We start from the raw sequence: 25,091 nt of genomic DNA, 5'->3' as shown, positions 1-25,091 counted from the left end.
GCGCCCGCACCTGTTGGGCTGGAGGAACTTTTGGCATGTGATCAGGGACTCAGCCCGCTGCCGTTCGGCGGTGGTGTGCAAAAAAGGTCCACATCATCAGCGTGGCGTCAGGGCCTTCCGGCGCGCTGAAATCCACGCTCGCGTCGCCGCCGCTCCAGGCGTGGCCCAGGTGTTCGATCTCGCAGCTCACCAGCTGCGGCTTTCTCCCGGCGTAATACGTGGCGCTTTCGTAGGCATGGCGCGGATGGCGCCCGGTGGCACGCGCCGGGTAGCGGCGCAGCACCGGTTCCGGGCGGGTGATGGCGGTGGCATTGACGATCTTGAACTGCTCGGTCAGCTGCGTCCTGTTGATGCGGCGCACCACGGCATCACGCGCGCCGTGGATGAGGATCGCCGGCATGCCCGGAAAGTCCGGCAGGGCCGCGGTGAAGGAACGCGCCGCCTCGCTGTGGGCTGCGCCGGCGCCGTGCTGCATGGCGCGGTAGGCGCTCATGGGCGAGTCGGTCGTGCCGAACACCGGCGCCGAGTGCAGGCCCACGGCGGCCACCCGGTCGGGGTAACGCAGGGCCAGGATGTTGGCCAGGCCGGCGCCCGCCGACAGGCCCGCCACGTAGGTGCGCGTCGGGTCCAGCGCGTGTTTGGCCTGCACATGGGCCATCATTTCGGCAATCAACCGGACGTCACCCTGCCCCTCCTGGGTGGCACGCTGGTACCAGTGCCAGCAGCGGTGCGCGTCGGCCGAGGCCGACTGGTGCGGGTAAAGCACGGCAAAACCCTTGCGTTCAGCGAGCTGGTTCATGCGCGTGGCAATGGCAAAGTCGGTGGCGGTCTGCTGGCAGCCGTGCAGCATGACCACCAGCGGTCGCGGCGCCGCGCTGGCCGCGGCCGGCAAATAAAGCCAGTACGCCATGCGCCGCGCGGGCGCCAGCTGGCCGCCGGCCGGCAAGGAAAAATACGCCTTTTGCCAGGTTCCGGGCAGGCCTGACACGGCGCGCGCCGGCGGTGCGGCGGGTTTGCGCAGGGCTTTCACCGCCTTGGGCTTGGGCAGCTTGACGGGTTTGGCGCGGCGCACTGGGCTGGCAACAGCCTTGGGCACCAGGCTGAGGAACAGCCTGCGGCCCTGCGCCTGCTGGACCTTGCCCATGCGGCGCATGCTTTTGAGCCAGAGGCTGCTCAGGCTTTTGGCCATCGTGCCCGGGCGACAGGGGGAAGGGGCTGCATCATCGGTCCTTCCTTGGGTGAATTGGTAAGTACACCAGCATTTTGCTGCATTGCAACAAAACCGTCCGCGCGCCTTTTTTCCTTTGCCGGGTAGGAGGAACGCTTGATGCGCGTCAGTCCTGCAAAGAGGCCAGCCGTTACGATGGAGGGTTCGACGGCTTGCCCCCCTTCTGTTTGCCCCCATCTCTGCCCTGCCATGCCTGATTTCCTGACCGCCGCCCTCTATAAATTTGTCGATCTTCCCGACTACGCCGACCTGCAGCCGCCGCTACAGGCCTTTTGCGAGGCTCAGGACGTGCGCGGCACGCTGCTGCTGGCCCGCGAAGGCATCAACGGCACGATTGCCGGGCCCGAAGGCGGCGTACGCGCGGTGCTGGCGTATTTGCGCGCCGATCCGCGCCTGGCCGACCTGCCGCACAAGGAGTCCTGGGCGCAAAAATTGCCGTTTTACCGCATGAAGGTGCGCCTGAAGCGCGAAATCGTCACCCTCGGTGTGCCCGGCATCAACCCGAACGAGATGGCCGGCGAGTACGTGAAGCCGCAGGACTGGAATGCCCTGATCGCCGACCCCGAGGTGGTGGTGGTGGACACGCGCAACGACTACGAGTTCGGAATCGGCACCTTCGAGCGCGCGCTCAATCCCAAAACCCGGAGCTTTTCGGAACTGCCCGCCTGGGTGGAGGCGCAGTCCGCGCCGGGCGGGCTGCTGGTCGCCAAGGACGGCAAGAAGCCCAAGGTGGCGATGTTCTGCACCGGTGGCATACGCTGTGAAAAATCCACCGCCTTCATGCGCACCCAGGGGTTTGACGAGGTCTACCACCTCGAAGGCGGCATCCTCAAGTACCTGGAGATCGTGCCTGAAGCCGAGAGCCTGTGGCAAGGCGAATGTTTTGTTTTCGACGAACGCGTCTCGGTGGTGCACGGCCTGGCCACCGGCCACTACGGCCTGTGCCGCGCCTGCCGCGACCCGATCAGCGAAGCCGACATGGCCTCGCCGCTGTATGTGCCCGGCGTCAGCTGCCCGGCCTGCCAAGACAAGAAAACCGAAGAGCAGAAGCGCGGCTTCATCGAGCGCCAGCGCCAGGTCGACTACGCCAACCGCCGGCGCCAGCCGCACATAGGCGCAAAACTGCCGTCTTCGTCACCGTCATCATCGCCCGCCGGGGACAGCGAAGGCGCCTGATGGGCGCCCTGCCCATCCTTTATTCGTTCCGGCGTTGCCCCTATGCCATGCGTGCACGGCTGGCGCTGGCTGTGAGCGCCCAGCCGTACGATCTGCGCGAAGTGGTTCTGAGAAACAAACCCGCCGACATGCTGGCCGCTTCCCCCAAGGGCACGGTGCCGGTGCTGGTGCTGCCGAACGGACAAGTGATTGAGCAAAGCCTGGACATCATGCGCTGGGCGCTGGGCGCTGGGCCGCCACGACCCGGGGAAGTGGCTGGCGCCGCCGGGCGCTTCGAGCGACGAGATGGAGGCCCTGATCGCCAGAAATGATGGCGACTTCAAGCGCCACCTGGACCGCTACAAGTACCCGAACCGATATGCCGACGAAGCCGGCGCCGATGTTGCCGGCTTTGCGCTGGCGCATCGCACGCAAGCGGCGCAGTGGCTGGCGCAGCTCGACGCAAGGCTCACCGACGGCTGGCTGCTGGGCACCCAGGCCAGCCTGGCCGACATGGCCATCCTGCCTTTTGTGCGCCAGTTTGCCCACACCGATGCCGACTGGTTCGCCGCGCAACCGTGGGCGCGCCTGCAGGGCTGGCTGGCGGCCTTTGAAGGCAGCGCGCTGTATGCCGGCGTGATGGACAAACAGCCGTCCTGGCAGCCCGCGGCCTGAAACGGTCATGACTATCAAATTCATAGCTTGCTGCGACCGCCCCGTCTGGGCTGCAGGCCGTTGATGCTCAACCTTCATCATGACCAGCTGTCCTGCGTATGAGGAGTGCAAGCCCGCCGGCGGCCACAAGCCCTCCCTAGCGACACCTACAATCCTCAGACGCGTATCGAACCGCGTTCACCATACGAATTGAAGAGATGGAACTGCGCCAGCTTCGTTACTTTGTGAGGATTTGCGAACTGCGCAGCATGGGACGTGCGGCGGTTGAGCTCGGCGTCGGCACCTCGGCCCTGAGCCAGCAGATCAGCCGGCTGGAGAGCGAGTTGTCCACCCGCCTGCTGCAACGCCTTTCAACCGGCGTTGCGCCCACCGCCGCCGGCGTGGCCTTTCTCCATCAGGCACAACTGACCCTGCGCCATGCCGATGCGGCGGTTCTGGCCGCGCAGCAGGCGCGGCTGTCGGGCCATGTCAGTGTCGGCCTGGCACCGACCACCGCGTCTGTCCTGGGGGTGCCGCTGTTGCAGGCCATGCGCCAGTCCTACCCGGATGTCCGTTTGCACCTGGTGGAGTCGCTGTCAGGCCACCTGGCGACCATGCTGCAGGCACGCCAGCTGGACCTTGCTGTTTTATTCCAGACCAACACCCTGCGCCGCTGGAGCGTCGCGCCCCTGCTCGAGGAAAAGCTGTTCGTGATCGCATCGCCAGCGCTCCCCCAGCGGCCGGTGGGCGCCAAGGTGCGCCTTGCCCAGCTCGCGGGCGTGCCGCTGATCCTTCCGAGTGCCGACCACGGTTTGAGGGCCACGCTGACCGCCGCGTTCGCGCGCACAAGCGTGGAGCCCCTCGTGGTGGCCGAGATCGACGGGCTGGCTTTGCTGATGGACGCGGTGCGCGCGGGTCACGGCGCCACCATCCAGCCCGGTGCGGCGATGGCGCGGCATGCCGGCGATGACTTGCAGCACAGCCAGATCACCGATGCCCACGTGGGGCGCCGCAACCTGCTGGTCAGCCTGTCCGATGACGAGCTGTCACCGGCCGCACTTGCCACCCGCGTGGTGATGACCGACACCGTGCGCAAGCTGGTGCAGGGCGGACTTTGGGCCGGCGCAAGTCTTCTCGATCACTGAACACCTGTTGATCAAACAGGCCTTCCGCCTGAAGGCCGGACTGGCTAAAGTCGCAGCTCCCCCCAAGGAGAACAATGTGATCGATGTCCTGGTCGTCGGCGGCGGAAATGCCGCGCTGTGCGCCGCGCTGATGGCGCGCGAGGCTGGCGCCAGCGTGCTGCTGCTGGAAGCCGCACCGCGCGACTGGCGCGGCGGTAACTCCAGCCACACCCGCAATCTGCGCTGCATGCACGACGCCCCGCAAGACGTGCTGGTCGAGGCCTACCCGGAAGAGGAATACTGGCAGGACCTGCTCAAGGTCACCGGCGGCCGCATCGATGAACACCTGGCACGCCTGGTGATTCGCGCCTCGTCGAATTGCCGCGACTGGATGCGCAGCCACGGCGTGCATTTCCAGCCGCCGCTGTCGGGCGCGCTGCATGTCGCGCGCACCAACGCGTTTTTCATGGGTGGCGGCAAGGCCCTGGTCAATGCCTATTTCCGCAGCGCCGAGAAGCTGGGCGTGCACATCCGCTATGAGACCCCCGTGGTGTCGGTGGAAATGGAGGGCGACCGCTTTGTCGCCGCGACGACTGAACAAGGCGAACGCATAGCAGCGAAGAGTTGTGTGCTGGCCGCCGGCGGCTTCGAGTCGAACCGCGAATGGCTGCGCGAAGCCTGGGGCCAGAACGAGCGCGGCGAGTGGCCGGCGGACAACTTCCTGATCCGCGGCACCCGCTTCAACCAGGGCGTGTTGCTCAAACACATGATTGCCGCCGGCGCCGACACCATCGGTGACCCGTCGCAAGGGCACATGGTCGCCATCGACGCGCGTGCCCCGCTTTACGACGGCGGCATCTGCACACGCATCGACTGCGTCTCGCTGGGTGTGGTGGTGAACCGCGAGGCCAAACGTTTTTACGACGAGGGCGAGGACTTCTGGCCCAAGCGCTACGCCATCTGGGGACGGCTGGTGGCGCAGCAACCGGGACAGATTGGCTACTCCATCATCGACCAGAAGGCCGTGGGTCGCTTCATGCCGCCGGTGTTCACCGGGACCACTGCGGACACGCTGCCGGAACTCGCGCAAAAGCTGGGGCTGGATGTGGAGACCTTCGTACAGACCATCGCCGACTACAACGCAGCCTGCCGCGTCGGCCGCTTTGACCACACCGCACTCGACGATTGCCACACCGAAGGCTTGACGCCTGCCAAAACCCACTGGGCACGCCCCATCGACACGGCGCCGTTCTACGGTTATCCCGTCAAGCCGGGCATCACCTTCACCTACCTCGGGCTCAAGGTGGACGAGACGGCGGCGGTGCGTTTTGGCGGACGGCCCAGCCCCAACCTGTTCGTCGCCGGAGAAATGATGGCTGGCAATGTGCTCGGCCAGGGCTACACCGCAGGCGTCGGCATGAGCATCGGCACGGCTTTCGGCCGTATCGCAGGAACACGCGCTGCCATGGCGGCAGCAACAGCGACAACGGACCACCATGCAACAACTTGAATCCCTGACCCGTGAAGCGGTGTCACTGGCTGGCGGCTCACGCGTGATTCCCATCCTCAGCGCCAAAGAGGCCGAGGTCGGCCGGCAGATGCAGATCTGCAACTCCTGCCGTTACTGCGAGGGCTTTTGCGCCGTGTTCCCGGCCATGACGCGCCGGCTGGAATTCGGCAAGGCCGACATCCACTTCCTGGCCAACCTGTGCCACAACTGCGGCGCCTGCCTGCACGCCTGCCAATATGCGCCGCCGCATGAGTTTGCGGTCAATGTGCCCAAGGCCATGGCCGAAGTGCGCGGCCAGACCTATGTCGACTATGCCTGGCCACCGGCGCTGGGCAGGCTTTACCAGCGCAACGGCCTCACCCTGTCGGTGGCGCTGGCTGCGGGCCTGGCGCTGTTCCTGATCCTGGCCGTCGCGATGAAAGGCAGCCTCTGGAATACCGGGCTTGGCGGCAATTTCTACAAGCTGTTTCCCCATAACCTGCTGGTGAGCCTGTTCGCGCCGGTTTTCCTTTTTTCTGCATTTGCCCTGGCGATGGGCGTGCGGCGTTTCTGGCAAGACGTCACACCGGCCACCAGCGGCGCGCCGCTGAGCGCCCCGGCGGCGGCCGAAGCCGCGGATGCGGTGTTGCGGCTCAAGTACCTCGGCGGCGGACACGGTGAAGGCTGCAACAACGAAGACGATGCCTACTCGCTGTCGCGCCGGCGCTGCCACCACCTGACGTTTTATGGCTTCATGCTGTGTTTTGCGGCCACCAGCGTGGCCACGCTTTACCACTATGTCTTTGGCTGGGTCGCGCCCTACGAGTTGCCCAGCCTGCCCAAACTTCTGGGTGTGGTCGGCGGCATCAGCCTGATGATCGGCACGGCCGGCCTGTGGCGCCTGAACCGCAAGCGCCACCCCCTGCACGGCGACCTGGCGCAAAAACCGATGGACCTGGGCTTCATTGCCCTGCTGTTTCTCACCAGTTTGAGCGGTCTGGCCCTCTGGCTGGGACGCGGCACCCCGGCGCTGGCCGTGCTGCTGTGTCTGCACTTGGGGGCCGTGATGGCCCTGTTTGCGACGCTGCCTTACGGCAAATTTGCGCACGGCATTTTCCGCACCGCGTCGCTGCTCCGTCATGCGATTGAAAAGCGGAAACCCAATCCGGTTGGCCTGGGCGCCGACTAAGTCACTCATTAGCCACCAAGGAAACCACGATGAACACACCCCGTTTGCGCCGCGCTGTGGCGCTGGCCGTCCTCCCCTTGCTGCTGGCCAGCCAGGGCCACGCTCAAGATTTTCCGCCGAAAAAACCAGTCACCCTGGTGGTTGGTTTTGCAGCAGGCGGAGCCGCCGATGCGGCTGCGCGCCTGATCGCCAAAAAGCTGGGTGAAAACATCGGCCAGACCGTGGTCGTTGATAACCGGGGTGGTGCCGGCGGCAACATCGCGCACCAGCAGGTGGCCGCCGGGCCTGCCGATGGTTCCGTGTTGCTGTTTGGCTCCATTGGCCCGCTCACCATTGCCCCGCACGTGATGAAGGTGAACTACGACCCGTTCAAGGATCTGGCTGCGGTGTCCGGCGGCGTCAACTTCCCCAATGTGCTGGTCGTGCACAAAGCCCTGGGTGTCAAAAATCTGGCCGAGTTTGTGGCACTGTCGAAGAAAAAACCAGGCAGCGTGGACTTTGCTTCCACCGGCGCGGGTTCTGCATCCCATCTGGCCGGTGAGCTGTTCAACCAGCGCGCCGGCATCGAGATGGTGCATGTGCCCTACAAGGGCGGCGCCCCTGCCCTGCAGGACTTGCTGGGCGAGCGGATTGCATCCTACTTTTCAGCGCCACCTACCGCTTTGCCGCACGTGGAAGCCGGCAAGCTCATTCCGCTGGCGACCACCGGTTTGGTCCGGCCCGCCTACATGCCCAACATTCCGACCGTGGCCGAAGCGGGTTACCCCGGCTTCGAGGCGCTGAACTGGTACGCCTTCGTCGCATCGTCGAAGACACCGGCCGCCCTGCTGGATCGCTGGAACACCGAGATCGTGAAGGTGCTCAACGACCCCGGCGTCAAGGAGGCGCTCAACAAGCACGGCCTCACGCCGCAGCCCACCACCCGCGCCGAGCTCACGACCTTCATGAAAAAGGAAGACGCCAAGTGGGGCGCGATTGTGCGTGAACGCAAGATCACGGCCAACTGACAGGCCGCATTGGCGGGACGGGGCGCTGACGGCGCTTCTTCCAATCAATGGAGTCCTGCTACGCTGGTGACCCAAAATTCGTAACAGCCGCCCGGAGCAAGCCGCGGCGACTTTTTCGCGCCTGAGACGCCGCTTCATAAGGCTATCGTCAACCTTGTGAAGTCCCTCGAACCGAACGCGGACATTGAGCCCCTGAAGCTGACATCCAGCGGGGCGGACTTCTAAGCGCACGAACGCTAGAACCCGCTTGGGGTAGCCGCCAGAATCTTCGCCAGCAAGTCCCCAAAACGAGCCACGGTGACCTGGCGCTTGAAGAGTCTGTCCATATCGACACGGTGCACGATGACCAGGTCCCGGCTCGGGTCTACCAGTACGAACTGCCCAAAGTTTCCTCGTGCGGAAAAGACCGCTCCTGGGAACCGTTGTCCGAATGCCCGGTTGTCCTGGCCAACCCACCACAGATAGCCATAGCCAAGTCCCGGCGACACATCAGAGTACGAGGTTGTGCTTTCGGCGAGCCACCGCGCCGAGACAATCTGGCGGTCCTGCCAGCGGCCGCCACGCGCCATCAACAGTCCGACTCTGGCCAGGTCGCGAGCAGACAGACGCATCACATAGGCCGGATGAGTCGATGCCAGCTCGCTGACGTACTCCGTGTCCCGCGAAAGGCTGAAGTCTTGGAAGCCGAGTGGCCGGGCAAGCTCTTTGTCCAACGAGGCGAAGACGTCGCTCCCCGTGAACTTCGCAAAAATGGTCCCGAGGGCGTTGAAGTCCCAATTGTTGTAGTACCAGTGGGTGCCCGGCTTGTGACTGCCCCGGAACGGTCGGTCTTTCTTCGCGCCAGCAGTCTCGTACGCCGCAGGGTGGTAGATGCCCGACCTGGCCTCCAGCAGCTCGCGCACGGTAGCCGTCTTCTCGGCTTCCGACAACCCGTCCCTGTCGTCGATACCCAGTTCCGCCACGGTCTTGTTGAGGTCAATCCTGCTTCGGTCCACCTCGATGCCGTACAGCACACTGAGGACGCTCTTGCGTACAGACGCAAGATTCATCGGCTTGGTGACCTCCCCGAACTTGTGCACAACAACGCCGCGGTGCGCGACCAGGTAGGCGTCCGTGCCGATTGAGCGCGCGACCTCGTCAGCGGCCTGAAGCTTGTCGGCCGACCAGCCGGTTGATGCTGGAGAAGGTTCGTCCCAGGAATCGCCTGGGTACGGCGCGCTCGCGGCCCAAGCACCTTCCGGTAGCCACAGCGCGATAGACACCGCAATGAACGTGAGCAGGAGGCGATGGCATGGAAGGAGGGTCATGAGGTGCCCGTCGTCGTTACGTTGCCCCCGAGCATGCCACGCTTGCGGCGGCGCGTCGAATACGCCGTGCGGCGACACGGTAAACCAAACCATCAACAAAGACAACACAGGCAGATCGCCCACCGCCGCCAGGCTTTTCAGCCGGTTGCGATCCCAAACTGGCCTTCCACCCTTGCCTGACGCGCGCCATCAGCTATGAAATGAATAGCGATTCAGGGCGATGCTGGCCGAGCTCACACCTCCGGCGCCACCATCTCCACATACTCGTACAGCGCGCCCAGCACGGTTTCCCCGCGTTCGTCCGCCGTTTCCGACAGCACATCAATCTGGGCCAGAAACGCATCCACATTGCGCGCACCGCCCTCGCCTTCGAGTAGCCGCGCGGCGCGGTGCGCCTCCCAGCGCTCAGCATCTTCCGGCGAGAGTGTTTCGGGAAAATTGCGCGCGCGGTAGCGAAACACCAGCTCCTCGAGCCGGTCGTCGTCAAAGCCGGTGCGGCTGTGCGCGAGTTCGGCCGGCGGCAAGGCGCGCAGCTGGTTCAGGCGGCGCCGGTCGTCGTTGTTGATGAAGCCGCCATACAGGTCTTCGTCCACGTCGGGCATGCCTGCCTCTTTGGGGCGCGCAAAAACCTCGGGCCAGATCGCGCTCATGTCGGGCAGGCCGGCGGCTTTTTCGGCGTGGCGCAGCGCGGCCTCGATATCGACGCCCCAGCGGGCCGCCATCTCCGGGCTCAGCGTGGCGAGCTTGCGCACGACCATGGGCGACTTGTTCAGGTGCACCGACTTGATCGGCAGGCGCAGCACGCCTTCGGGCAGGTCGGCGCTTTTGCTGAACAGGCGCTGGCGCAGGGTGGCCACGTCGAGCAGCGGCAGCTCGCCGGGGTCTTGCGCCAGGTCCCAGGCCAGCAGCTCGTTTTTGTTCGAGGGGTGCATGGCCAGCGGCCACATGACGGCCAGGCAACCGCGCTCCGGCGGGAACATGCCCGATACATGCAGAAAAGGCTGGGCGGTCTGCGGGCTGGTGGGCAGGCCCAGCTCGGCGGCCACGCGGTCTTTCTTGTGCAGTCCCAGGCAGAAGTCGAACAGCTTGGGGTGGGCGGTGCGGATCACGCGGGCCAGCGCAATCGTGGCGCGCACGTCCGACAGCGCGTCGTGCGCCGCTTCATGCATCAGGCCGTTGGCGCGTGCCAAGTCTTCGAGTTTGAAGCTGGGACGCAGCGCGCCAGCATCGTCCGGACGGCGCTCATCGGGTTTCATCGGCCACTCGATGCCTTCCGGGCGCAGCGCGTAGGCCATGCGCACCACGTCGAGCAGGTCCCAGCGGCCGCAGCCGTTTTGCCACTCGCGCGCGTAGGGGTCGATCAGGTTGCGCCAGAACAGGTGGCGCGTGACCTCGTCGTCGAAGCGGATGGTGTTGTAGCCCACGCCTATGGTGCCGGGTTCGGCCAGCACCGCCTCGATGCGGGAGGCAAATTCATGCTCCGGCAGGCCGCGTTCCAGGCACAGTTGCGGCGTGATGCCGGTGATCAGGCAGGAGGACGGGTCGGGCAGGTAGTCGCGCGCCGGCTGGCAGTAAATCATCAGCGGCTCGCCGATCTCGTTGAGCTCGGCGTCGGTGCGGATGCCGGCAAACTGCGCCGGCCGGTCACGGCGTGTGTTCAGGCCGAAGGTTTCGTAGTCGTGCCAGAGAAAGGTGTGCGTCGCCATCGGTCGGAGCCGGTCAGGGCCAAGGTTATGGGTCAAAAGTGCTTCCAGCCCTTTAAGGACAGGCGCCAGCAGCTATTATTTCAGGAGCGGCTCATGCGGCCACGGAAAAAGGGCCGGTAGCGCGATGCTACCGGCCTTTTCGGCGTTTTTGCCCTTCAGTGGCGCCGGGGCCATTTTCGAAGCGCCAGGCGCTTGCCCGGTGCCAGCGCGCCACCGTGAACCTTTGCGATACATCAAGCGGGCCACGGCCGGCCGGTCCTACCATTTGCAGGCGTTCCCATCAAGTGCCGGCCAGCCAACCTGCGCAACGCAGGGTCGGCGGCCGGCGTTTCCAAAGGAAACATCATGGACACAACCTGGGTTCTGGTCGCCAATGCCGAACGGGCGCGCTGCTTTCAGCGCGACGCCGCCAGCCATGCCCTCACCGAACTGATCGACTTCGTGCATCCGCAGGCCCACCTCGGTGGCGAGGCCCAGGCCGGCGGCGCGCTCACAGGCGCGGCCGGCAAGGGCCACGGGCGCACCGGACATGCCGGTACGCAGTTCGAGCCGCAGACACCCGCACAGGCCAAGGAGCGGGACAGCTTTGCACGCCAGCTCGCCGATTACCTCAACGAGGCGGTGGCCGCCAAACGCTGCACCGGGCTGGTGCTGATTGCCTCCAGCCCCATGCTCGGTGAACTGCGGCCCGCCTTGAGCACTGCCACCCAGAAGGTGGTGCAGCGATCGGTGGCCAGCGACCTGACGCGTTACCAGGGCCCCGAACTGAAAAAACGGGTCGATGACGCCTTGCAGCTGCCCGATTAAAAAACTGGAATGAGCAACAACGCGCTTTGTCTTGACAAGAAAAGGGGGAGGTCATGCTGAAAATCCTGATCGCGGTAGATGGTTCCGAGCACGCCGACCGGGCGATGGACGCCGTCGGCGCCATGGTCCGGTCATCACTCGATGTGGAGGCCACGCTGCTTTGCGTCAGCCCGGAGCCCCTGCTGTATGGCGGCTACACCCTGGAAACCATCGCGAAAATTGAAGAAGATCAGAAGAACCAGCAAACCGCGATTCTCGCCAAAGCCGCGGAACGCGCCCGGGCACAGGGCCTCAAGCTGGCCAAGCCGGCCCGTGCCCACGGGGTGATTGCCAACGAGATCGTGCGCGTCGCCAGGGAGCTGAAGGTGGACCAGATTGCCATGGGCACCCGCGGCATGGGCGCCGTTGGCAGCGTGCTGCTGGGCTCGGTGGCCCAGCGGGTGATCCACCAGTCGCCGGTGCCGGTGCTGCTGGTCAAATAGACGCTCGACCGGGAGCGTTGCCGCCGCGTGCCGGGAGCGGCCCGTTTTCAGTCATGAAACAGGCCACCAGCCCAACAACCACGGGCGCCAGCAGCTACTCTTTCAGGAGCAAATGAAAAAAGGCCGGGGGTATGCACCACCGGCCTTTATTTGCGGGTCGCCCGCTACTGCCTCAGTCGGCGGTGGCCTCTTCCGGCTCGGGTTTGGCTTTGCCTTCCTTCTTGGGCAGCGGCTGGATGTCGAGCACCACCTCGCCGTTTTCCACGCCTTTTTCGTCGGTCGTGACTTTCATGTCCACCGTCAGGCGGCCGCCGTCGACCAGGCGGCCGAACAGCAGTTCGTCAGCCAGCGCACGACGGATCGTGTCCTGGATCAGGCGCTGCATCGGCCGTGCGCCCATCAGCGGATCGAAGCCCTTCTTGGCCAGGTACTTGCGCAGCGTGTCGGTGAAGGTCACGTCGACCTTCTTCTCGGCCAGTTGCGTTTCGAGCTGCAGCAGGAACTTGTCGACCACGCGCAGGATGACGGTTTCGTCGAGTGCCTTGAAGCTCACGACCGCGTCCAGGCGGTTGCGGAACTCGGGCGTGAACAGGCGCTTGATGTCGGCCATCTCGTCGCCCGCTTCGCGCGGGTTCGTGAAACCGATCGTCGCCTTGTTCATCGTCTCGGCACCGGCATTGGTCGTCATGACGATGATCACGTTGCGGAAATCGGCCTTGCGCCCGTTGTTGTCCGTCAGCGTGCCGTGGTCCATGACCTGCAGCAACACGTTGAAGATGTCCGGGTGCGCCTTTTCGATCTCGTCGAGCAGCAGCACGCAATGCGGCTTCTTGGTCACGGCTTCGGTCAGCAGGCCGCCCTGGTCAAAACCGACATAGCCCGGAGGCGCGCCAATCAGCCGGCTCACGGCATGGCGCTCCATGTACTCGGACATGTCGAAGCGGATCAGCTCAATGCCCATGATGTAGGCCAGCTGCTTGGCCGCTTCGGTCTTGCCGACGCCGGTGGGGCCGGAGAACAGGAAGGAACCGATCGGCTTGTCGTCCTTGCCCAGGCCAGAACGAGCCATCTTGACGGCGGACGCGAGCACATCCAGCGCCTTGTCCTGGCCGAACACCACGCTCTTGAGGTCGCGTTCCAGCGTCTTGAGCTTGCCGCGGTCGTCGTTGGACACGTTGGCGGGCGGAATGCGCGCGATCTTGGCCACGATCTCCTCGACCTCGGCCTTGGTGATGATTTTCTTGCGCTTGGACGGCGGCAGGATGCGCTGGGCGGCGCCGGCTTCGTCGATCACGTCAATCGCCTTGTCGGGCAGATGACGGTCGTTGATGTACTTGGCGCTCAGTTCAGCGGCGGCCTGCAGGGCGGCCACGGCGTACTTGACGCTGTGGTGCTCTTCAAAACGCGACTTCAGCCCTTTGAGAATGTCCACTGTTTCCTGCACCGTCGGCTCGACCACGTCGACCTTCTGGAAGCGGCGCGACAGGGCCGCATCTTTCTCGAAGATGCCGCGGTACTCGGTGAACGTCGTCGCGCCAATGCATTTCAGCTGGCCCGAGCTGAGCGCGGGTTTGAGCAGGTTGGACGCGTCCAGCGTGCCACCCGAGGCCGCACCGGCCCCGATCAGGGTATGGATCTCGTCGATGAACAGGATGCCGTTGGGCTTGTCCTTCAGCGCTTTCAGCACGCCCTTGAGGCGCTGCTCGAAGTCGCCGCGGTACTTGGTGCCGGCCAGCAAGGCGCCCATGTCGAGTGAGTAGACCTGCGCCTCGGCCAGGATCTCGGGCACGTCTTTCTGCGTGATGCGCCAGGCCAGGCCCTCGGCAATCGCGGTCTTGCCCACGCCGGCTTCACCGACCAGCAGCGGGTTGTTCTTGCGGCGGCGGCACAGGATCTGGATCACGCGCTCGACCTCGTAGTGGCGGCCGATCAGCGGATCGATCTTGCCTTCCTTGGCGAGCTGGTTCAGGTTCTGGGTGTACTGCTCCAGTGGCGACGCCTTTTCATTCTTCTCGCCACCCTCTTCGTTCTCGGCAGCACTCTCGCCGGCCTTGGTAGGCTCGGGCGGGTCGCTTTTCTTGATGCCGTGCGCGATGAAGTTCACCACGTCCAGGCGTGTCACGCCCTGCTGGTGCAGGTAATACACGGCATGCGAGTCTTTCTCGCCGAAGATGGCGACCAGCACGTTGGCGCCGGTGACTTCCTTCTTGCCGTTGCCGGTGGACTGCACATGCATGATGGCGCGCTGGATCACACGCTGGAAACCCAGCGTGGGCTGCGTGTCCACGTCGTCGCTGCCGGCGACCTGCGGCGTGTTGTCCTTGATGAAATTGGCCAGCGACTTGCGCAGGTCATCGATGTTGGCGGAGCATGCGCGCAGCACCTCGGCGGCGCTGGGGTTGTCGAGCAAGGCAAGCAGCAGGTGCTCCACGGTGATGAACTCGTGGCGCTGCTGGCGGGCCTCGACAAAGGCCATGTGCAAGCTGACTTCTAGTTCCTGGGCAATCATTGCTTTTCCTTTCGGCTTGCTGCTGGGATATCTGATGGGATCATTGTGTAACTCTTCAAGCCGATATGGGCTGTTTTTTCCATTATTCAATGGGCTCGCACACACACTGCAGCGGATGGCCGTTCTTTCGCGCCGCTTCCGTGACCTGGTCGACCTTGGTCGATGCAACATCCTTGGAAAACACGCCACACACGCCTTTGCCGTCCAGGTGGATCTTCAGCATGATCTGCGTGGCCGTTTCCCGGTCCTTGTTGAAGAATTCCTGGATCACCACGACGACAAACTCCATCGGGGTGTAGTCGTCGTTGAGCAGCACGACCTGGTACATCTGCGGCGGCTCGGTCTTTTGCGGGCGCCGCTCGAGCACGACCGAATCCCCGCCGTTGGCATCCTCGGGCTTGAAGACCGGTGCCTTGGGTGGTAGGGGAGTTTTGGGTGGTTTGCTGGCCATGGAAATCATTCTAGCGACCGGAATTGTCCAGTGCGCCTGACAGGGAAATTGGTGGCGGGAACGCGACAATCAAGCGCGCAATTGACTTTTGACCTCGCGGTTCAAAAGCCCATGAAAAAAGCCGCCCGACCTGCGCCGCGACGGCTTTGCAGCAGATTCTGCCTGGTTTCCCGCCCGCGCAGCGTCTGGCTGGCACGAAGGTCTGCCCGGCAGCCTGCTTTGCTACATGTGGTCGATCATGACCTGGCCGAAGCCGGAGCAGCTGACCTGGGTTGCGCCATCCATCAGGCGGGCGAAGTCGTAGGTGACTTTCTTCGACTCGATCGACTTTTCCATCGAACTGATGATCAAGTCGGCGGCCTCTGTCCAGCCCATGTGACGCAGCATCATTTCGGCCGAGAGGATTTCGGAACCGGGGTTCACATAGTCCTTGCCAGCGTATTTCGGTGCCGTCCCGTGGGTGGCCTCGAACATCGCGATGGTGTCGCTGAGGTTGGCGCCAGGGGCAATGCCGATGCCGCCGACCTGGGCGGCAAGCGCGTCGGAGACATAGTCGCCGTTCAGGTTCAGCGTGGCGATGACCGAGTATTCGGCCGGCCGCAGCAGGATCTGCTGCAGGAAGGCGTCGGCTATCGAGTCCTTGACGGTGATTTCCTTGCCGGTTTTCGGGTTCTTGAACTTCATCCACGGGCCGCCGTCGATCAGCTCGGCGCCAAACTCCCGGGCCGCCAAAGCGTAGGCCCAGTCGCGGAAGCCCCCTTCGGTGAACTTCATGATATTGCCCTTGTGGACAATCGTCAGGCTGGGTTTGTCGTTGTCGATGGTGTACTGCAGGGCCTTGCGCACCAGGCGCTCGGTGCCCTCCCGGGACACAGGCTTGATGCCGATGCCCGAGGTGTTGGGGAAGCGGATCTTCTTCACGCCCATCTCGTCCTGCAGGAACTTGATGAGTTTTTTGGCCTTGTCGGACTCGGCTTCGAACTCGATGCCGGCGTAAATGTCTTCCGAGTTCTCGCGGAAGATCACCATGTTGGTCTTGTGCGGCTCTTTCACCGGCGAGGGCACGCCCTTGAAGTACTGGATGGGGCGCAGGCAGACATAAAGGTCCAGTTCCTGGCGCAGTGCAACGTTGAGCGAGCGGATGCCGCCACCGACCGGCGTGGTCAGCGGGCCCTTGATGGAGACCACGTAGTCCTTGACCGCAGCCAGGGTTTCTTCCGGCAGCCAGACGTCGGGACCGTAGATTTTGGTGGACTTTTCACCGGCATAGACTTCCATCCAGTGGATTTTTTTCTTGCCGCCATAGGCCTTGGCCACGGCCGCATCGACCACCTTGAGCATGACCGGCGTGATGTCCGCACCCGTGCCGTCACCTTCAATGAACGGAATGATCGGCTCGTCCGGGACATTCAATGAATTGTCGGCATTGACGGTGATTTTCTGCCCTTGGGCGGGCACCTTGATGTGCTGGTACATGTGAATAGGTCTCCGGTGCGCGCTTGACATCGCAGTGAATGACTGCCGGGCGCTGTTTAGGTGGTTACCCGCAAATTTTAGCCCCAAAACTTCCCACAACAGATTTATGGGCCTGGGTGTCAACCGTTTGTAAACGGGCCTCGTTACAGACAGGTCCACGAGTTTTTTCGGGGGACCTGGTTCAAAAACTTATTTAGGAAAACTCCAAATGAACAAGATTCTTGCTGCCCTGATTTCCGGCCTGTTTGCTGCTGGCGTTTTTGCCGCTTCCCACGCTGGCGCTCCGATGGCCGCAACCCCTGCCACCCCCGCAACGCCTGCAACGGCTGCTGCACCAGCGACACCAGCGACTGCTGCAACGCCAGCCGCACCTGCTGCCAAGGTAGATGCCAAGGCCGCCAAAGCCGAAAAAGCTGCTGCCGCCAAGGCTGCCAAAGCTGAAAAAGCCGCCGCTGCCAAGAAAGCCAAGGAAGACAAAGCTGCTGCCGCCAAAAAGGCCAAGGAAGACAAAGCCGCTGCTGCCAAGAAAGCCAAGGAAGACAAGGCTGCTGCCGCCAAAAAGGCAAAAGAAGACAAAGCTGCCGCCGCCAAGAAGTAATTCCTGACGCTCGCCTGAAATGCCCGCTTTGCGGGCATTTTTCATGGCGGTCGTTTATGCTGACCGTCTGACCTCTTTACGGTAAACCCTATGCCCTTCCTGTCCGATCTCCCGAAACCGTCCCTGCGCGGCCTGAAGCTCGCACTTTCCTGCCTGGTATTGACCACCGGCTGCGCGCTGGCGCAGGGAACGCCGCAAACCACCCTGCCTCGGGTCAAACTGTCGGCGGGAATGCACCAGATCGACGCGCAACTCGCGCTGACGCCCGAACAGCGGCAAATCGGGCTGATGTTTCGCCAGGAGATGCCGCAAACCGAAGGCATGCTGTTTGTGTTCGAGCAGCCGGCCCAGCAGTGTTTCTGGATGAAAAACACCCTGCTGCCGCTGACCGCCGCCTTTGTCGCCGACGACGGCACCATCGTGAACCTCGCTGACATGAAACCGCAGACGACAGACTCGCACTGCTCGGAAAAACCGGTGCGTTACGTGCTGGAAATGAACGTCGGCTGGTTTGCCAAAAAAGGCATCAAGGCCGGCAGCAAGCTGGCGGGACCGGTGTTCGCGCCACCCCGCTGAGCAGGCAGCCGCCGCGCCATTGGCGGCACCATGAAAAAAGCCGACGTCACGTCGGCTTTTTTGTGCGCTGGGCTGGGTTACGCCTGGAAAGACGCCAGGGCCGCGTTCAGTGTCTTGCTCGGCCGCATCACGGCATCGAGCTTGGCCAGGTCGGGCTGGTAGTAGCCGCCAATATCCACCGCTTTTCCTTGCACGGACTGCAGTTCGGCGACGATGGCCTGCTCGTTGGTCGTCAGCTCCTTGGCCAGCGGCGCGAACCGTGCAGCCAGGGCCGCGTCTTCGGTCTGTGCGGCCAGTTCCTGCGCCCAGTACATCGCCAGGTAGAACTGGCTGCCGCGGTTGTCCAGCTGACCGGTCTTCGGCGACGGATTTTTGTTGTTGTCGAGAAGCTTGCCAGTGGCGGCATCCAGCGTTTTGGCCAGAATCTTCGCCTGGGCATTGCCGGTCTTGATACCGAGGTCTTCCAGCGATACCGCCAAGGCCAGGAATTCGCCCAGTGAGTCCCAGCGCAGGTGGTTTTCCTCAACCAGTTGCTGAACATGCTTGGGTGCGGAGCCGCCGGCGCCGGTTTCATACATGCCGCCGCCGGCCATCAGGGGCACGATGGACAGCATCTTGGCGCTGGTGCCGAGTTCCATGATGGGGAACAGGTCGGTCAGGTAGTCACGCAGGATGTTTCCGGTGGCGCTGATGGTGTCCAGGCCGCGCACAACGCGCTCCAGCGTGTAGCGCATGGCACGCACCTGGCTCATGATCTGAATGTCCAGACCCGCCGTGTCGTGCTCGTGCAGGTACATCTTGACCTTGGTGATCATCTGCGCTTCGTGCGGGCGGTAGGAATCGAGCCAGAACACCACCGGCATGCCGGAGTTGCGCGCGCGGGTCACAGCCAGCTTGACCCAGTCACGGATCGCGGCGTCCTTGACCTGGCACATGCGCCAGATGTCGCCGGCTTCCACATTCTGGCTGAGCAGCACCTCGCCGGTGGCCAGGTCGGTGATGTTCGCCACGCCGTCTTCGGCGATCTCGAAGGTCTTGTCGTGCGAGCCGTATTCCTCGGCCTGCTGGGCCATCAGTCCGACGTTGGGCACCGTGCCCATGGTCTTGGGATCGAAGGCACCGTGCCACTTGCAGAAGTTGATGATCTCCTGGTAGATGCGAGCGAAGGTCGATTCGGGCATCACGGCCTTGACATCCTTCAGTCGGCCGTCGGCACCCCACATCTTGCCGCCGTTGCGGATGGCCGCGGGCATGGAAGCGTCCACGATGATGTCGTTGGGAGAATGGAAGTTGGTGATGCCCTTGGCCGAATCAACCATGGCCAGCTCGGGGCGGCCTTCGTGGCAGGCGTGCAGGTCGCGCTTGATCTCGTCCTGCTTGCTCTGCGGCAGCGTACCGATCTTGTTGTACAGGTCGACCATGCCGTTGTTGACGTTGACGCCCAGCTCCTCAAACAGTTTGGCGTGTTTTTCGAACGCTTCCTTGTAGAAGATTTTCACGCAGTGGCCGAACACGATGGGATGCGACACCTTCATCATGGTCGCCTTCACGTGCAGGGAGAACATCACGCCGGTCTTGTGCGCGTCCTCGATCTCCTTCTCGTAGAACTCCACCAGCGCCTTCTTGCTCATGAACATTGAGTCGATGATCTCGCGGTCCAGCAGCGCGACCTTGGGCTTGAGCACGATGGTCTTGCCGCTTTTGGCGATCAGCTCCATCTTGACTTCGCGCGCGCGGTCCAGTGTGATCGATTTTTCGCCGTGGTAGAAGTCGCCGGCGTGCATGTGCGAGACGTGCGAGCGCGAGGCCTGGCTCCAGTCGGCCATGCTGTGCGGGTTCTTGCGCGCGTATTCCTTAACGGCCTTGGGTGCGCGGCGGTCCGAGTTGCCTTCGCGCAGCACCGGGTTCACGGCGCTGCCGGTGCACTTGTTGTAGCGCGCGCGGATGTCCCTGTCCTCGTCGGTTTTGGGGGCTTCCGGGTAGTCCGGGATCTTGTAGCCCTTGCCCTGCAACTCCTTGATCGCGTCCTTGAGCTGAGCCACCGACGCGCTGATGTTCGGCAGCTTGATGATGTTGGCTTCGGGTCTGAACGTGAGCCTGCCCAGCTCTGACAGGTTGTCCGCAACCCGTTGTTCTTCGGTCAGGTATTCCGGAAATTGCCCCAGAATCCGGCCAGCCACCGAGATGTCGCTGGTCGTCACCTTGATGCCAACCGGCGCCGTGAAGGTCCGCACGATGGGCAGGAAGGCGCTGGTCGCGAGCAGCGGGGCTTCGTCGGTCAGGGTGTAGATGATGGTGGGTTGCTCGGTGCTCATCGCTTATCTCCAGAAATTGTTATGGGAACGCCACCGGCTGCGGCACAGCCCGGAGGTCACGATTGGATGTTGTCTGACGTTCCTTAGAGGAATCTGACCCAAGCTGCATTTTATGCAACGCAATATCACAATGCGGAATTAGAGGCATTTGAACCAACTTTTTTTCCACTCGCCTTAAAAAAAGTCGCCAGGCGGGAGGACTGTCCGCGGCCTACTGCGCATGTCCGGCGAAGGCTGGCCGCCAGCTCCTGGAGCGCAAGACTCGTGGACGGCCATGAAAAAAGGGCTCGAAGATTAAATCTTCGAGCCCTTTTTTATTCCAGCCGGATGGTTCCTGCAGGCCTGCCTGGTTCAAAACCAGCTTGGCGTAAGCAAAGCCCGTATCCCGAGGAACACAGCGACCTGCCGAACGGATGTCAGGCGAAGTTCTTGGCGGCGAAGTCCCAGTTCACCAGCTTGTCGAGGAACGTCTCGACAAATTTTGGACGCTGGTTGCGGTAGTCGATGTAATAGGCGTGTTCCCACACGTCCACCGTCAGCAGCGCCTTGTCGGCGGTGGTCAGCGGTGTGCCGGCCGGGCCGGTGTTGACGATGTCAACCGAGCCATCGGCCTTTTTCACGAGCCAGGTCCAGCCCGAACCGAAGTTGCCGACGGCCGACTTCACGAAGGCTTCCTTGAAAGCCGCGTAGGAACCGAACTTGGCATTGATGGCCGCGGCCAGTGCGCCACCGGGCTCGCCGCCGCCGGCAGGCTTCATGCAGTCCCAGAAAAAGGTGTGGTTCCAGATCTGGGCTGCGTTGTTGTACACGCCGCCGCTGGATTTTTTGATGATCTCTTCGAGCGTCATCGCCTCGAACTCGGTGCCTTTTTGCAGGTTGTTGAGGTTGACCACATAGGCGTTGTGGTGCTTGCCATGGTGGTACTCAAACGTCTCCTGGCTGTAGTGAGGGGCCAGCGCATCGATGGCGTATGGGAGTGGGGGGAGTTTGTGTTCCATGTTTTTTTCCTCGTGAGGTGTTGTTGATAAAGCCGGTGTCGACGGCCATTGTAAAAACTAAATCAGCCGCGGCGCAGAAACAGTCAAATCGACCTCGCCGTCGGCAAGGGTAGCGCGCAACGCCTGGCCCGGGTGGGTGGCGCGGGCGCTGGTGACCGCCTGCCCCTGCAGGTCGGCCAGCCAGGCATAACCGCGCTGCAGCACGAGCTTGGGGTCGAGCGGCTCCAGCCGCAGTTGCGCACGCTCCAGCTGCCGTTGCTGCTGCGCCAGCGCGCCAGCGATGGCCTGCGGAAAAGCCAGCGCCAGTCTCTGGAGACGGCTGTTTTCCCGCTGCACCCCCGACTGCAACGCATGCCGCAGGCGCTGCGTCTGGCCGGCCAGCCGGGCCTGCTGGCGCGTCACCAGATGGGACGGCCGGCTGACCCGCGACGCGGCCCAGTCGAGCCGCTGGTTCTGGGCCTGCAGCTGCCGTTCCACGCCGTCCTGCATGCGACCCTGCATCAGGTCCAGCGCACCGAGCCAGACGCTTTGCGGCTGGGCGCACATTTCGGCCGCCGCAGTCGGGGTGGGCGCGCGCAGGTCGGCACAAAAATCGGCAATTGTGAAATCGGTCTCGTGGCCGACGCCGCACACCACGGGCACCGGCGACGCCACGATCAGCCGCGCCAGTTGCTCGTCGTTGAAGGCCCACAGGTCTTCCATGGCCCCGCCGCCGCGCACCAGCAGCAGCACGTCCACCTCCGCGCGCTCGCTGGCCTTGCGCAGGGCCTGGCGCAACTCCTCAGGCGCCTGGGCGCCCTGCACGCTGGCCGGGTAAATCACCACCGGAATGTGCGGCGCGCGGCGCTGCAAGGCCGTCACCACGTCATGCAGAGCCGCCGCCCCAAGTGAGGTCACCACGCCGATGGCACGCGGCAACAGCGGCAAGGGTCGCTTGCGGCCGGCATCGAACAGGCCCTCGGCCTCCAGCCTGGCCTTGAGCAAAAGGAATTGTTCGAACAGGTTGCCCTGCCCGGCTTGCCGCATGGACTCGACCACCATCTGCAGCTCGCCGCGCGGCTCGTAGACGCCGAGCCGGCCACGCACTTCGACCAGCTGGCCGTCGCGGGGCGAAAAATCAAGCAGACCGGCAGCCCGCCGGAACATGGCGCAGCGGATCTGGCCCTGCTCGTCCTTCAGGGAAAAGTAGCAGTGACCACTGGCGGCCCGCGAAAACCCGCTGACCTCCCCCTGCACGGCCACCGGGTTGAAACGTGCCTCCAGGCTGTCGGCAATCGCACGCAGCAGGGAACCCACGGGCCAGACCCGCACCCCTGGCGAAGCTCTCTCGGGCAGCCCCGCAGACTCAAACATGGCCAAACCCCTCGACAAGACTGGGGTAATACTCCACAGAGCCGCATGAGAGCGGGGTCAAACCCGTGGTTTGCCGGGGAGGCCTTGATAAATTCGTGTAACTCATTGATTTATAAGAACTATATTCTGCTTATTTTTTCATCGTTCTGTCACAGAGCCCAATTGGCGCGGCTTGGCGGGTCCCCGCTGACTACTTGCTAACAAAGTTATCCACAAGATCTGTGGGTTAGGTCCTACAGCCTTCAACTTTCGCAAAGGCGGCGAGGTGACAGCGCCGCATGCGGGTCGCGAGCCCGGCTGGGCCATAATCCACAGCAACTATTTGCCGGGAGACGTTTACTTGTTTTCGATCATACAAGCCGCAGGCTGGCCCATCTGGCCCCTGGTTGCCTGCTCCATACTGGCCCTGGCCCTGGTCATCGAGCGTTTTGTCAGCCTCAAAACCGGAAAAATCGCCCCGCCCCGGCTGCTGGACGAGGCCATCACTGTCTCCCGCAGCACCGTTCCCGCCCCCGACGTGGTGTCGCACCTCGAGCAGAACTCGCTGCTCGGGCAGGTGCTGGCCAGCGGTTTTCGCGCACTCAACACCAACCCGCGCATCAGCGAGGACGATCTGCGCTCCACGCTCGAAGGCGCGGGCCGGCGCGCCGCCCACACCCTGGAGCGTTACCTGGCGGCGCTGGCCACCATCGCCTCGGCGGCGCCGCTGCTGGGCCTGCTCGGCACGGTGATCGGCATGATCGAGATTTTCGGCTCGCAGGCCGGCAGCGGCGGCGTGGCCAATGCCGCCGGCGGCAACCCCGCGCAACTCGCACAGGGCATCTCGATTGCGCTGTACAACACCGCCTTCGGACTCATTGTGGCGATTCCCTCGCTGATTTTCTGGCGTTATTTCCGCGCCCGGGTGGACGGTTACCTGCTCACCATGGAGATTGCCTCCGAGCGTTTTGTGCGCCACCTGAACACGCTGCGCAAATCATGAGTTCCCACGCCTGGCCCCGCGGAGGCGAAGCATGAATTTCCGCCGCTCATCACGCGATGAACCCGAGATCAACCTGATCCCGTTCATCGACGTGCTGCTGGTCGTGCTGATCTTCCTCATGCTGTCGACCACCTACAGCAAGTTCACCGAGCTGCAGATCAAGTTGCCGGTGGCCGACGCCGACCAGCAGCGCGACTACCCCAAGGAAGTGATCGTCGCGGTCAGCAGCGACGGCCGCTACATGGTCAGCAAGGTGCCGGTTCCCGGCCGCAGCATCGAGGCGCTCAGTGCCGCCATCTCCGCGGCGGCCAAGGCCGGCAAGGACAGCGTGATCATCATCAGCGCCGATGCCAGCGCCACCCACCAGTCTGTCATCACCGTGATGGAAGCGGCCCGGCGCAGCGGCCTGAGCCAGATCACCTTTGCCACCCAGAGCGCGGCGCAGGCCGGCGCCCGGTAGACGTGGCGTCCCGGCTGCAGCAGGCCTGGCTGCGGCGCGGCCCGCTGGCCTGCCTGCTCTGGCCGCTGTCCCGGCTCTACGGACTGCTCGTCGAGTTGCGCCGGCTGGCCTTCCGGGCCGGCTACTTCAAATCTGAAAACCTGCCGGTGCCGGTGGTGGTGGTGGGCAACGTGGTGGTCGGCGGCGCCGGCAAGACCCCGGCCGTGATTGCCCTGGTACGGCACCTGCAGGCCCGCGGCCTGTCGGTCGGGGTGGTCTCACGCGGCTACGGGCGCAGCAGCACGCAGTGTCTGGAGGTGTTGCCGGACACCCCCATCGAGGCGTCCGGCGATGAGCCAGCCTTTGTCCGGCGGGCGACAGGCGCTCCTATTTTTGTAGCATCCCGGCGCACCGAAGCCGCGCGTGCGCTGCTCGTTGCACATCCCCAGACTCAGCTGATCGTCTGCGACGACGGCCTGCAGCATTACGCGCTGCAGCGCGATGTGGAGATTGCGGTGTTCGACGAACGCGGCGTCGGCAACGGCTGGCTGCTGCCGGCCGGCCCCTTGCGCGAACCTTGGCCGGACCGCCTGCGCCGCGGCGTGCGCGCCGGCGGACGCGGTATCGACCTGGTGCTGCACACCGGCGCAGAGGTCGCCGTGCGAGGTTTTTCGGGTGTCCCGGGTTTTGGCTCGACGCGGCGCCTGGCCGACCACGCGCTGCGCGCCGACGGCAGCCGCGTGGCACTGGAGGCCCTGGCCAGTCAGCCGCTGCTGGCACTGGCCGGCATCGCCAAACCCGAGGCCTTTTTTGCCATGCTGCGGGCTCGCGGCCTGGTGCTGGCCGAAACCCGGGCACTTCCCGATCACTACGCTTTTGATAGCTACCCGCGCCCGCAGGACAAGGGCTACACCGTGATTTGTACAGAGAAAGACGCGGTCAAGCTGTTTCCCCGGCAAGCGGATGTGCTGGCCGTGCCGCTGGAGTTTTCACCCGAACCGGCCTTTTTCACAGCGCTCGATGCCTTGCTGTCCCCCCTGCTTTCTCCATTACCATCCTCCCATGGACACCAAACTGCTTGAATTGCTGGTCTGCCCCGTGACCAAGGGCCCGCTCGACTACGACCGTGAAAAACAGGAGCTGATCTCGCGCAGCGCACGTTTGGCCTACCCCATCCGCGACGGCCTGCCGGTGATGCTAGAGAGCGAGGCGCGCACCCTCACAGACGAGGAACTCGGGCTGTGAC

Annotated in this window: 22 protein-coding genes and 1 pseudogene; 13 read left to right on the top strand and 10 right to left on the bottom strand. The window is 63.8% G+C overall.

Annotation, left to right across the window (positions count from 1 at the left end):
• Nucleotides 1–49: 49 nt before the first annotated feature.
• Complete coding sequence (locus AAG813_RS02125; RefSeq protein WP_341911333.1) at nt 50–1,189, bottom strand: PHB depolymerase family esterase; 1,140 nt, start codon at nt 1,187–1,189, stop codon at nt 50–52.
• 228 nt (nt 1,190–1,417) lie between these two features.
• On the opposite strand from AAG813_RS02125, the gene AAG813_RS02120 reads away from it, so the two are divergent.
• From AAG813_RS02120 to AAG813_RS02095, 6 genes and pseudogenes are all read left to right on the top strand, one after another.
• A complete protein-coding gene (locus tag AAG813_RS02120) occupies nt 1,418–2,404 on the top strand; it encodes a rhodanese-related sulfurtransferase (RefSeq protein ID WP_341911331.1) in 987 nt (328 codons plus the stop codon).
• A pseudogene (locus AAG813_RS02115) lies at nt 2,404–3,058 on the top strand (glutathione S-transferase). The gene AAG813_RS02120 and the pseudogene AAG813_RS02115 overlap by 1 nt, the downstream one beginning before the upstream one ends.
• A 197-nt stretch (nt 3,059–3,255) precedes the next feature.
• The gene (locus AAG813_RS02110; protein WP_341911329.1) at nt 3,256–4,182 is read left to right on the top strand and encodes a LysR family transcriptional regulator; all 927 of its coding nucleotides are present in this window, start codon (nt 3,256–3,258) and stop codon (nt 4,180–4,182) included.
• Between the two features lie 76 nt (nt 4,183–4,258).
• A complete protein-coding gene (gene tcuA / locus AAG813_RS02105) occupies nt 4,259–5,671 on the top strand; it encodes an FAD-dependent tricarballylate dehydrogenase TcuA (protein ID WP_341911611.1) in 1,413 nt (470 codons plus the stop codon).
• The gene (gene tcuB / locus AAG813_RS02100; RefSeq protein WP_341911327.1) at nt 5,658–6,839 is read left to right on the top strand and encodes a tricarballylate utilization 4Fe-4S protein TcuB; all 1,182 of its coding nucleotides are present in this window, start codon (nt 5,658–5,660) and stop codon (nt 6,837–6,839) included. Before tcuA ends, tcuB begins: the two co-directional genes overlap by 14 nt.
• Before the next feature lie 29 nt (nt 6,840–6,868).
• Nucleotides 6,869–7,846, top strand: coding sequence for a tripartite tricarboxylate transporter substrate binding protein (locus AAG813_RS02095; protein WP_341911325.1), 978 nt, complete (start codon nt 6,869–6,871; stop codon nt 7,844–7,846).
• A gap of 236 nt (nt 7,847–8,082) precedes the next feature.
• Here AAG813_RS02095 and AAG813_RS02090 read toward each other — a convergent pair whose 3' ends face one another.
• Together AAG813_RS02090 and sbcB are read right to left on the bottom strand one after the other, a co-directional pair.
• Complete coding sequence (locus AAG813_RS02090; protein WP_341911323.1) at nt 8,083–9,276, bottom strand: serine hydrolase; 1,194 nt, start codon at nt 9,274–9,276, stop codon at nt 8,083–8,085.
• Between the two features lie 110 nt (nt 9,277–9,386).
• Nucleotides 9,387–10,859: an exodeoxyribonuclease I gene (sbcB, locus tag AAG813_RS02085; protein ID WP_341911321.1), complete on the bottom strand. Its 1,473-nt coding sequence runs from the start codon at nt 10,857–10,859 to the stop codon at nt 9,387–9,389.
• 345 nt (nt 10,860–11,204) lie between these two features.
• Here sbcB and AAG813_RS02080 point away from each other — a divergent pair, with 345 nt between their 5' ends.
• Nucleotides 11,205–11,666 carry a host attachment protein gene (locus AAG813_RS02080; RefSeq protein WP_341911319.1) on the top strand — a complete coding sequence of 154 codons (462 nt, stop codon included), beginning with the start codon at nt 11,205–11,207 and terminating at the stop codon, nt 11,664–11,666.
• 53 nt (nt 11,667–11,719) lie between these two features.
• Complete coding sequence (locus tag AAG813_RS02075) at nt 11,720–12,148, top strand: universal stress protein (protein WP_341911317.1); 429 nt, start codon at nt 11,720–11,722, stop codon at nt 12,146–12,148.
• 172 nt (nt 12,149–12,320) lie between these two features.
• On the opposite strand, the gene clpA is transcribed toward AAG813_RS02075, so the two are convergent.
• The 4 genes from clpA to AAG813_RS02055 form a co-directional block, all read right to left on the bottom strand.
• Nucleotides 12,321–14,657, bottom strand: a complete 2,337-nt coding sequence (clpA, locus tag AAG813_RS02070) for an ATP-dependent Clp protease ATP-binding subunit ClpA (protein ID WP_300561104.1) — start codon at nt 14,655–14,657, stop codon at nt 12,321–12,323.
• 82 nt (nt 14,658–14,739) lie between these two features.
• Nucleotides 14,740–15,108, bottom strand: a complete 369-nt coding sequence (gene clpS / locus AAG813_RS02065) for an ATP-dependent Clp protease adapter ClpS (protein ID WP_341911313.1) — start codon at nt 15,106–15,108, stop codon at nt 14,740–14,742.
• Nucleotides 15,109–15,330: 222 nt separating this feature from the next.
• Nucleotides 15,331–16,590, bottom strand: coding sequence for an NADP-dependent isocitrate dehydrogenase (icd, locus tag AAG813_RS02060; RefSeq protein ID WP_341911609.1), 1,260 nt, complete (start codon nt 16,588–16,590; stop codon nt 15,331–15,333).
• 187 nt (nt 16,591–16,777) lie between these two features.
• Nucleotides 16,778–17,227, bottom strand: a complete 450-nt coding sequence (locus tag AAG813_RS02055) for a hypothetical protein (RefSeq protein WP_341911311.1) — start codon at nt 17,225–17,227, stop codon at nt 16,778–16,780.
• A gap of 45 nt (nt 17,228–17,272) precedes the next feature.
• Between AAG813_RS02055 and AAG813_RS02050 the strand changes: the two genes are divergently transcribed.
• Entirely contained in the window at nt 17,273–17,758 is a 486-nt protein-coding gene (locus AAG813_RS02050) for a DUF192 domain-containing protein (protein ID WP_341911309.1), read from the top strand.
• A 77-nt stretch (nt 17,759–17,835) separates the two neighbouring features.
• Here the strand turns inward: AAG813_RS02050 and AAG813_RS02045 are convergent, their stop codons facing one another.
• From AAG813_RS02045 to xseA, 3 genes are all read right to left on the bottom strand, one after another.
• Complete coding sequence (locus AAG813_RS02045) at nt 17,836–20,073, bottom strand: NADP-dependent isocitrate dehydrogenase (RefSeq protein WP_341911307.1); 2,238 nt, start codon at nt 20,071–20,073, stop codon at nt 17,836–17,838.
• Nucleotides 20,074–20,489: 416 nt separating this feature from the next.
• Entirely contained in the window at nt 20,490–21,071 is a 582-nt protein-coding gene (locus AAG813_RS02040) for a Fe-Mn family superoxide dismutase (protein WP_300533252.1), read from the bottom strand.
• A gap of 57 nt (nt 21,072–21,128) precedes the next feature.
• Complete coding sequence (gene xseA, locus AAG813_RS02035; protein WP_341911304.1) at nt 21,129–22,424, bottom strand: exodeoxyribonuclease VII large subunit; 1,296 nt, start codon at nt 22,422–22,424, stop codon at nt 21,129–21,131.
• A gap of 340 nt (nt 22,425–22,764) precedes the next feature.
• Between xseA and AAG813_RS02030 the strand changes: the two genes are divergently transcribed.
• Genes AAG813_RS02030 through AAG813_RS02015 form a run of 4 tightly spaced genes read left to right on the top strand, consistent with a single transcriptional unit; the run spans nt 22,765 to nt 25,090 of the window.
• Nucleotides 22,765–23,406, top strand: coding sequence for a MotA/TolQ/ExbB proton channel family protein (locus AAG813_RS02030; RefSeq protein ID WP_341911302.1), 642 nt, complete (start codon nt 22,765–22,767; stop codon nt 23,404–23,406).
• Between the two features lie 31 nt (nt 23,407–23,437).
• A complete protein-coding gene (locus tag AAG813_RS02025) occupies nt 23,438–23,866 on the top strand; it encodes a biopolymer transporter ExbD (RefSeq protein WP_341911300.1) in 429 nt (142 codons plus the stop codon).
• Nucleotides 23,867–23,868: 2 nt separating this feature from the next.
• Nucleotides 23,869–24,927, top strand: coding sequence for a tetraacyldisaccharide 4'-kinase (gene lpxK, locus AAG813_RS02020; protein ID WP_341911299.1), 1,059 nt, complete (start codon nt 23,869–23,871; stop codon nt 24,925–24,927).
• Nucleotides 24,908–25,090 (top strand): Trm112 family protein, encoded by a 183-nt coding sequence (locus AAG813_RS02015; RefSeq protein WP_096662311.1) that lies wholly within the window; start codon nt 24,908–24,910, stop codon nt 25,088–25,090. The genes lpxK and AAG813_RS02015 overlap by 20 nt, the downstream gene beginning before the upstream one ends.
• The last annotated feature ends 1 nt before the right edge of the window (nt 25,091 follow it).

It is taken from the genome of Polaromonas sp. YR568, from assembly GCF_943371715.1.
Taxonomy (GTDB): Bacteria; Pseudomonadota; Gammaproteobacteria; order Burkholderiales; family Burkholderiaceae_C; genus Polaromonas.
This window is presented reverse-complemented; position numbering and strand designations above follow the sequence as displayed.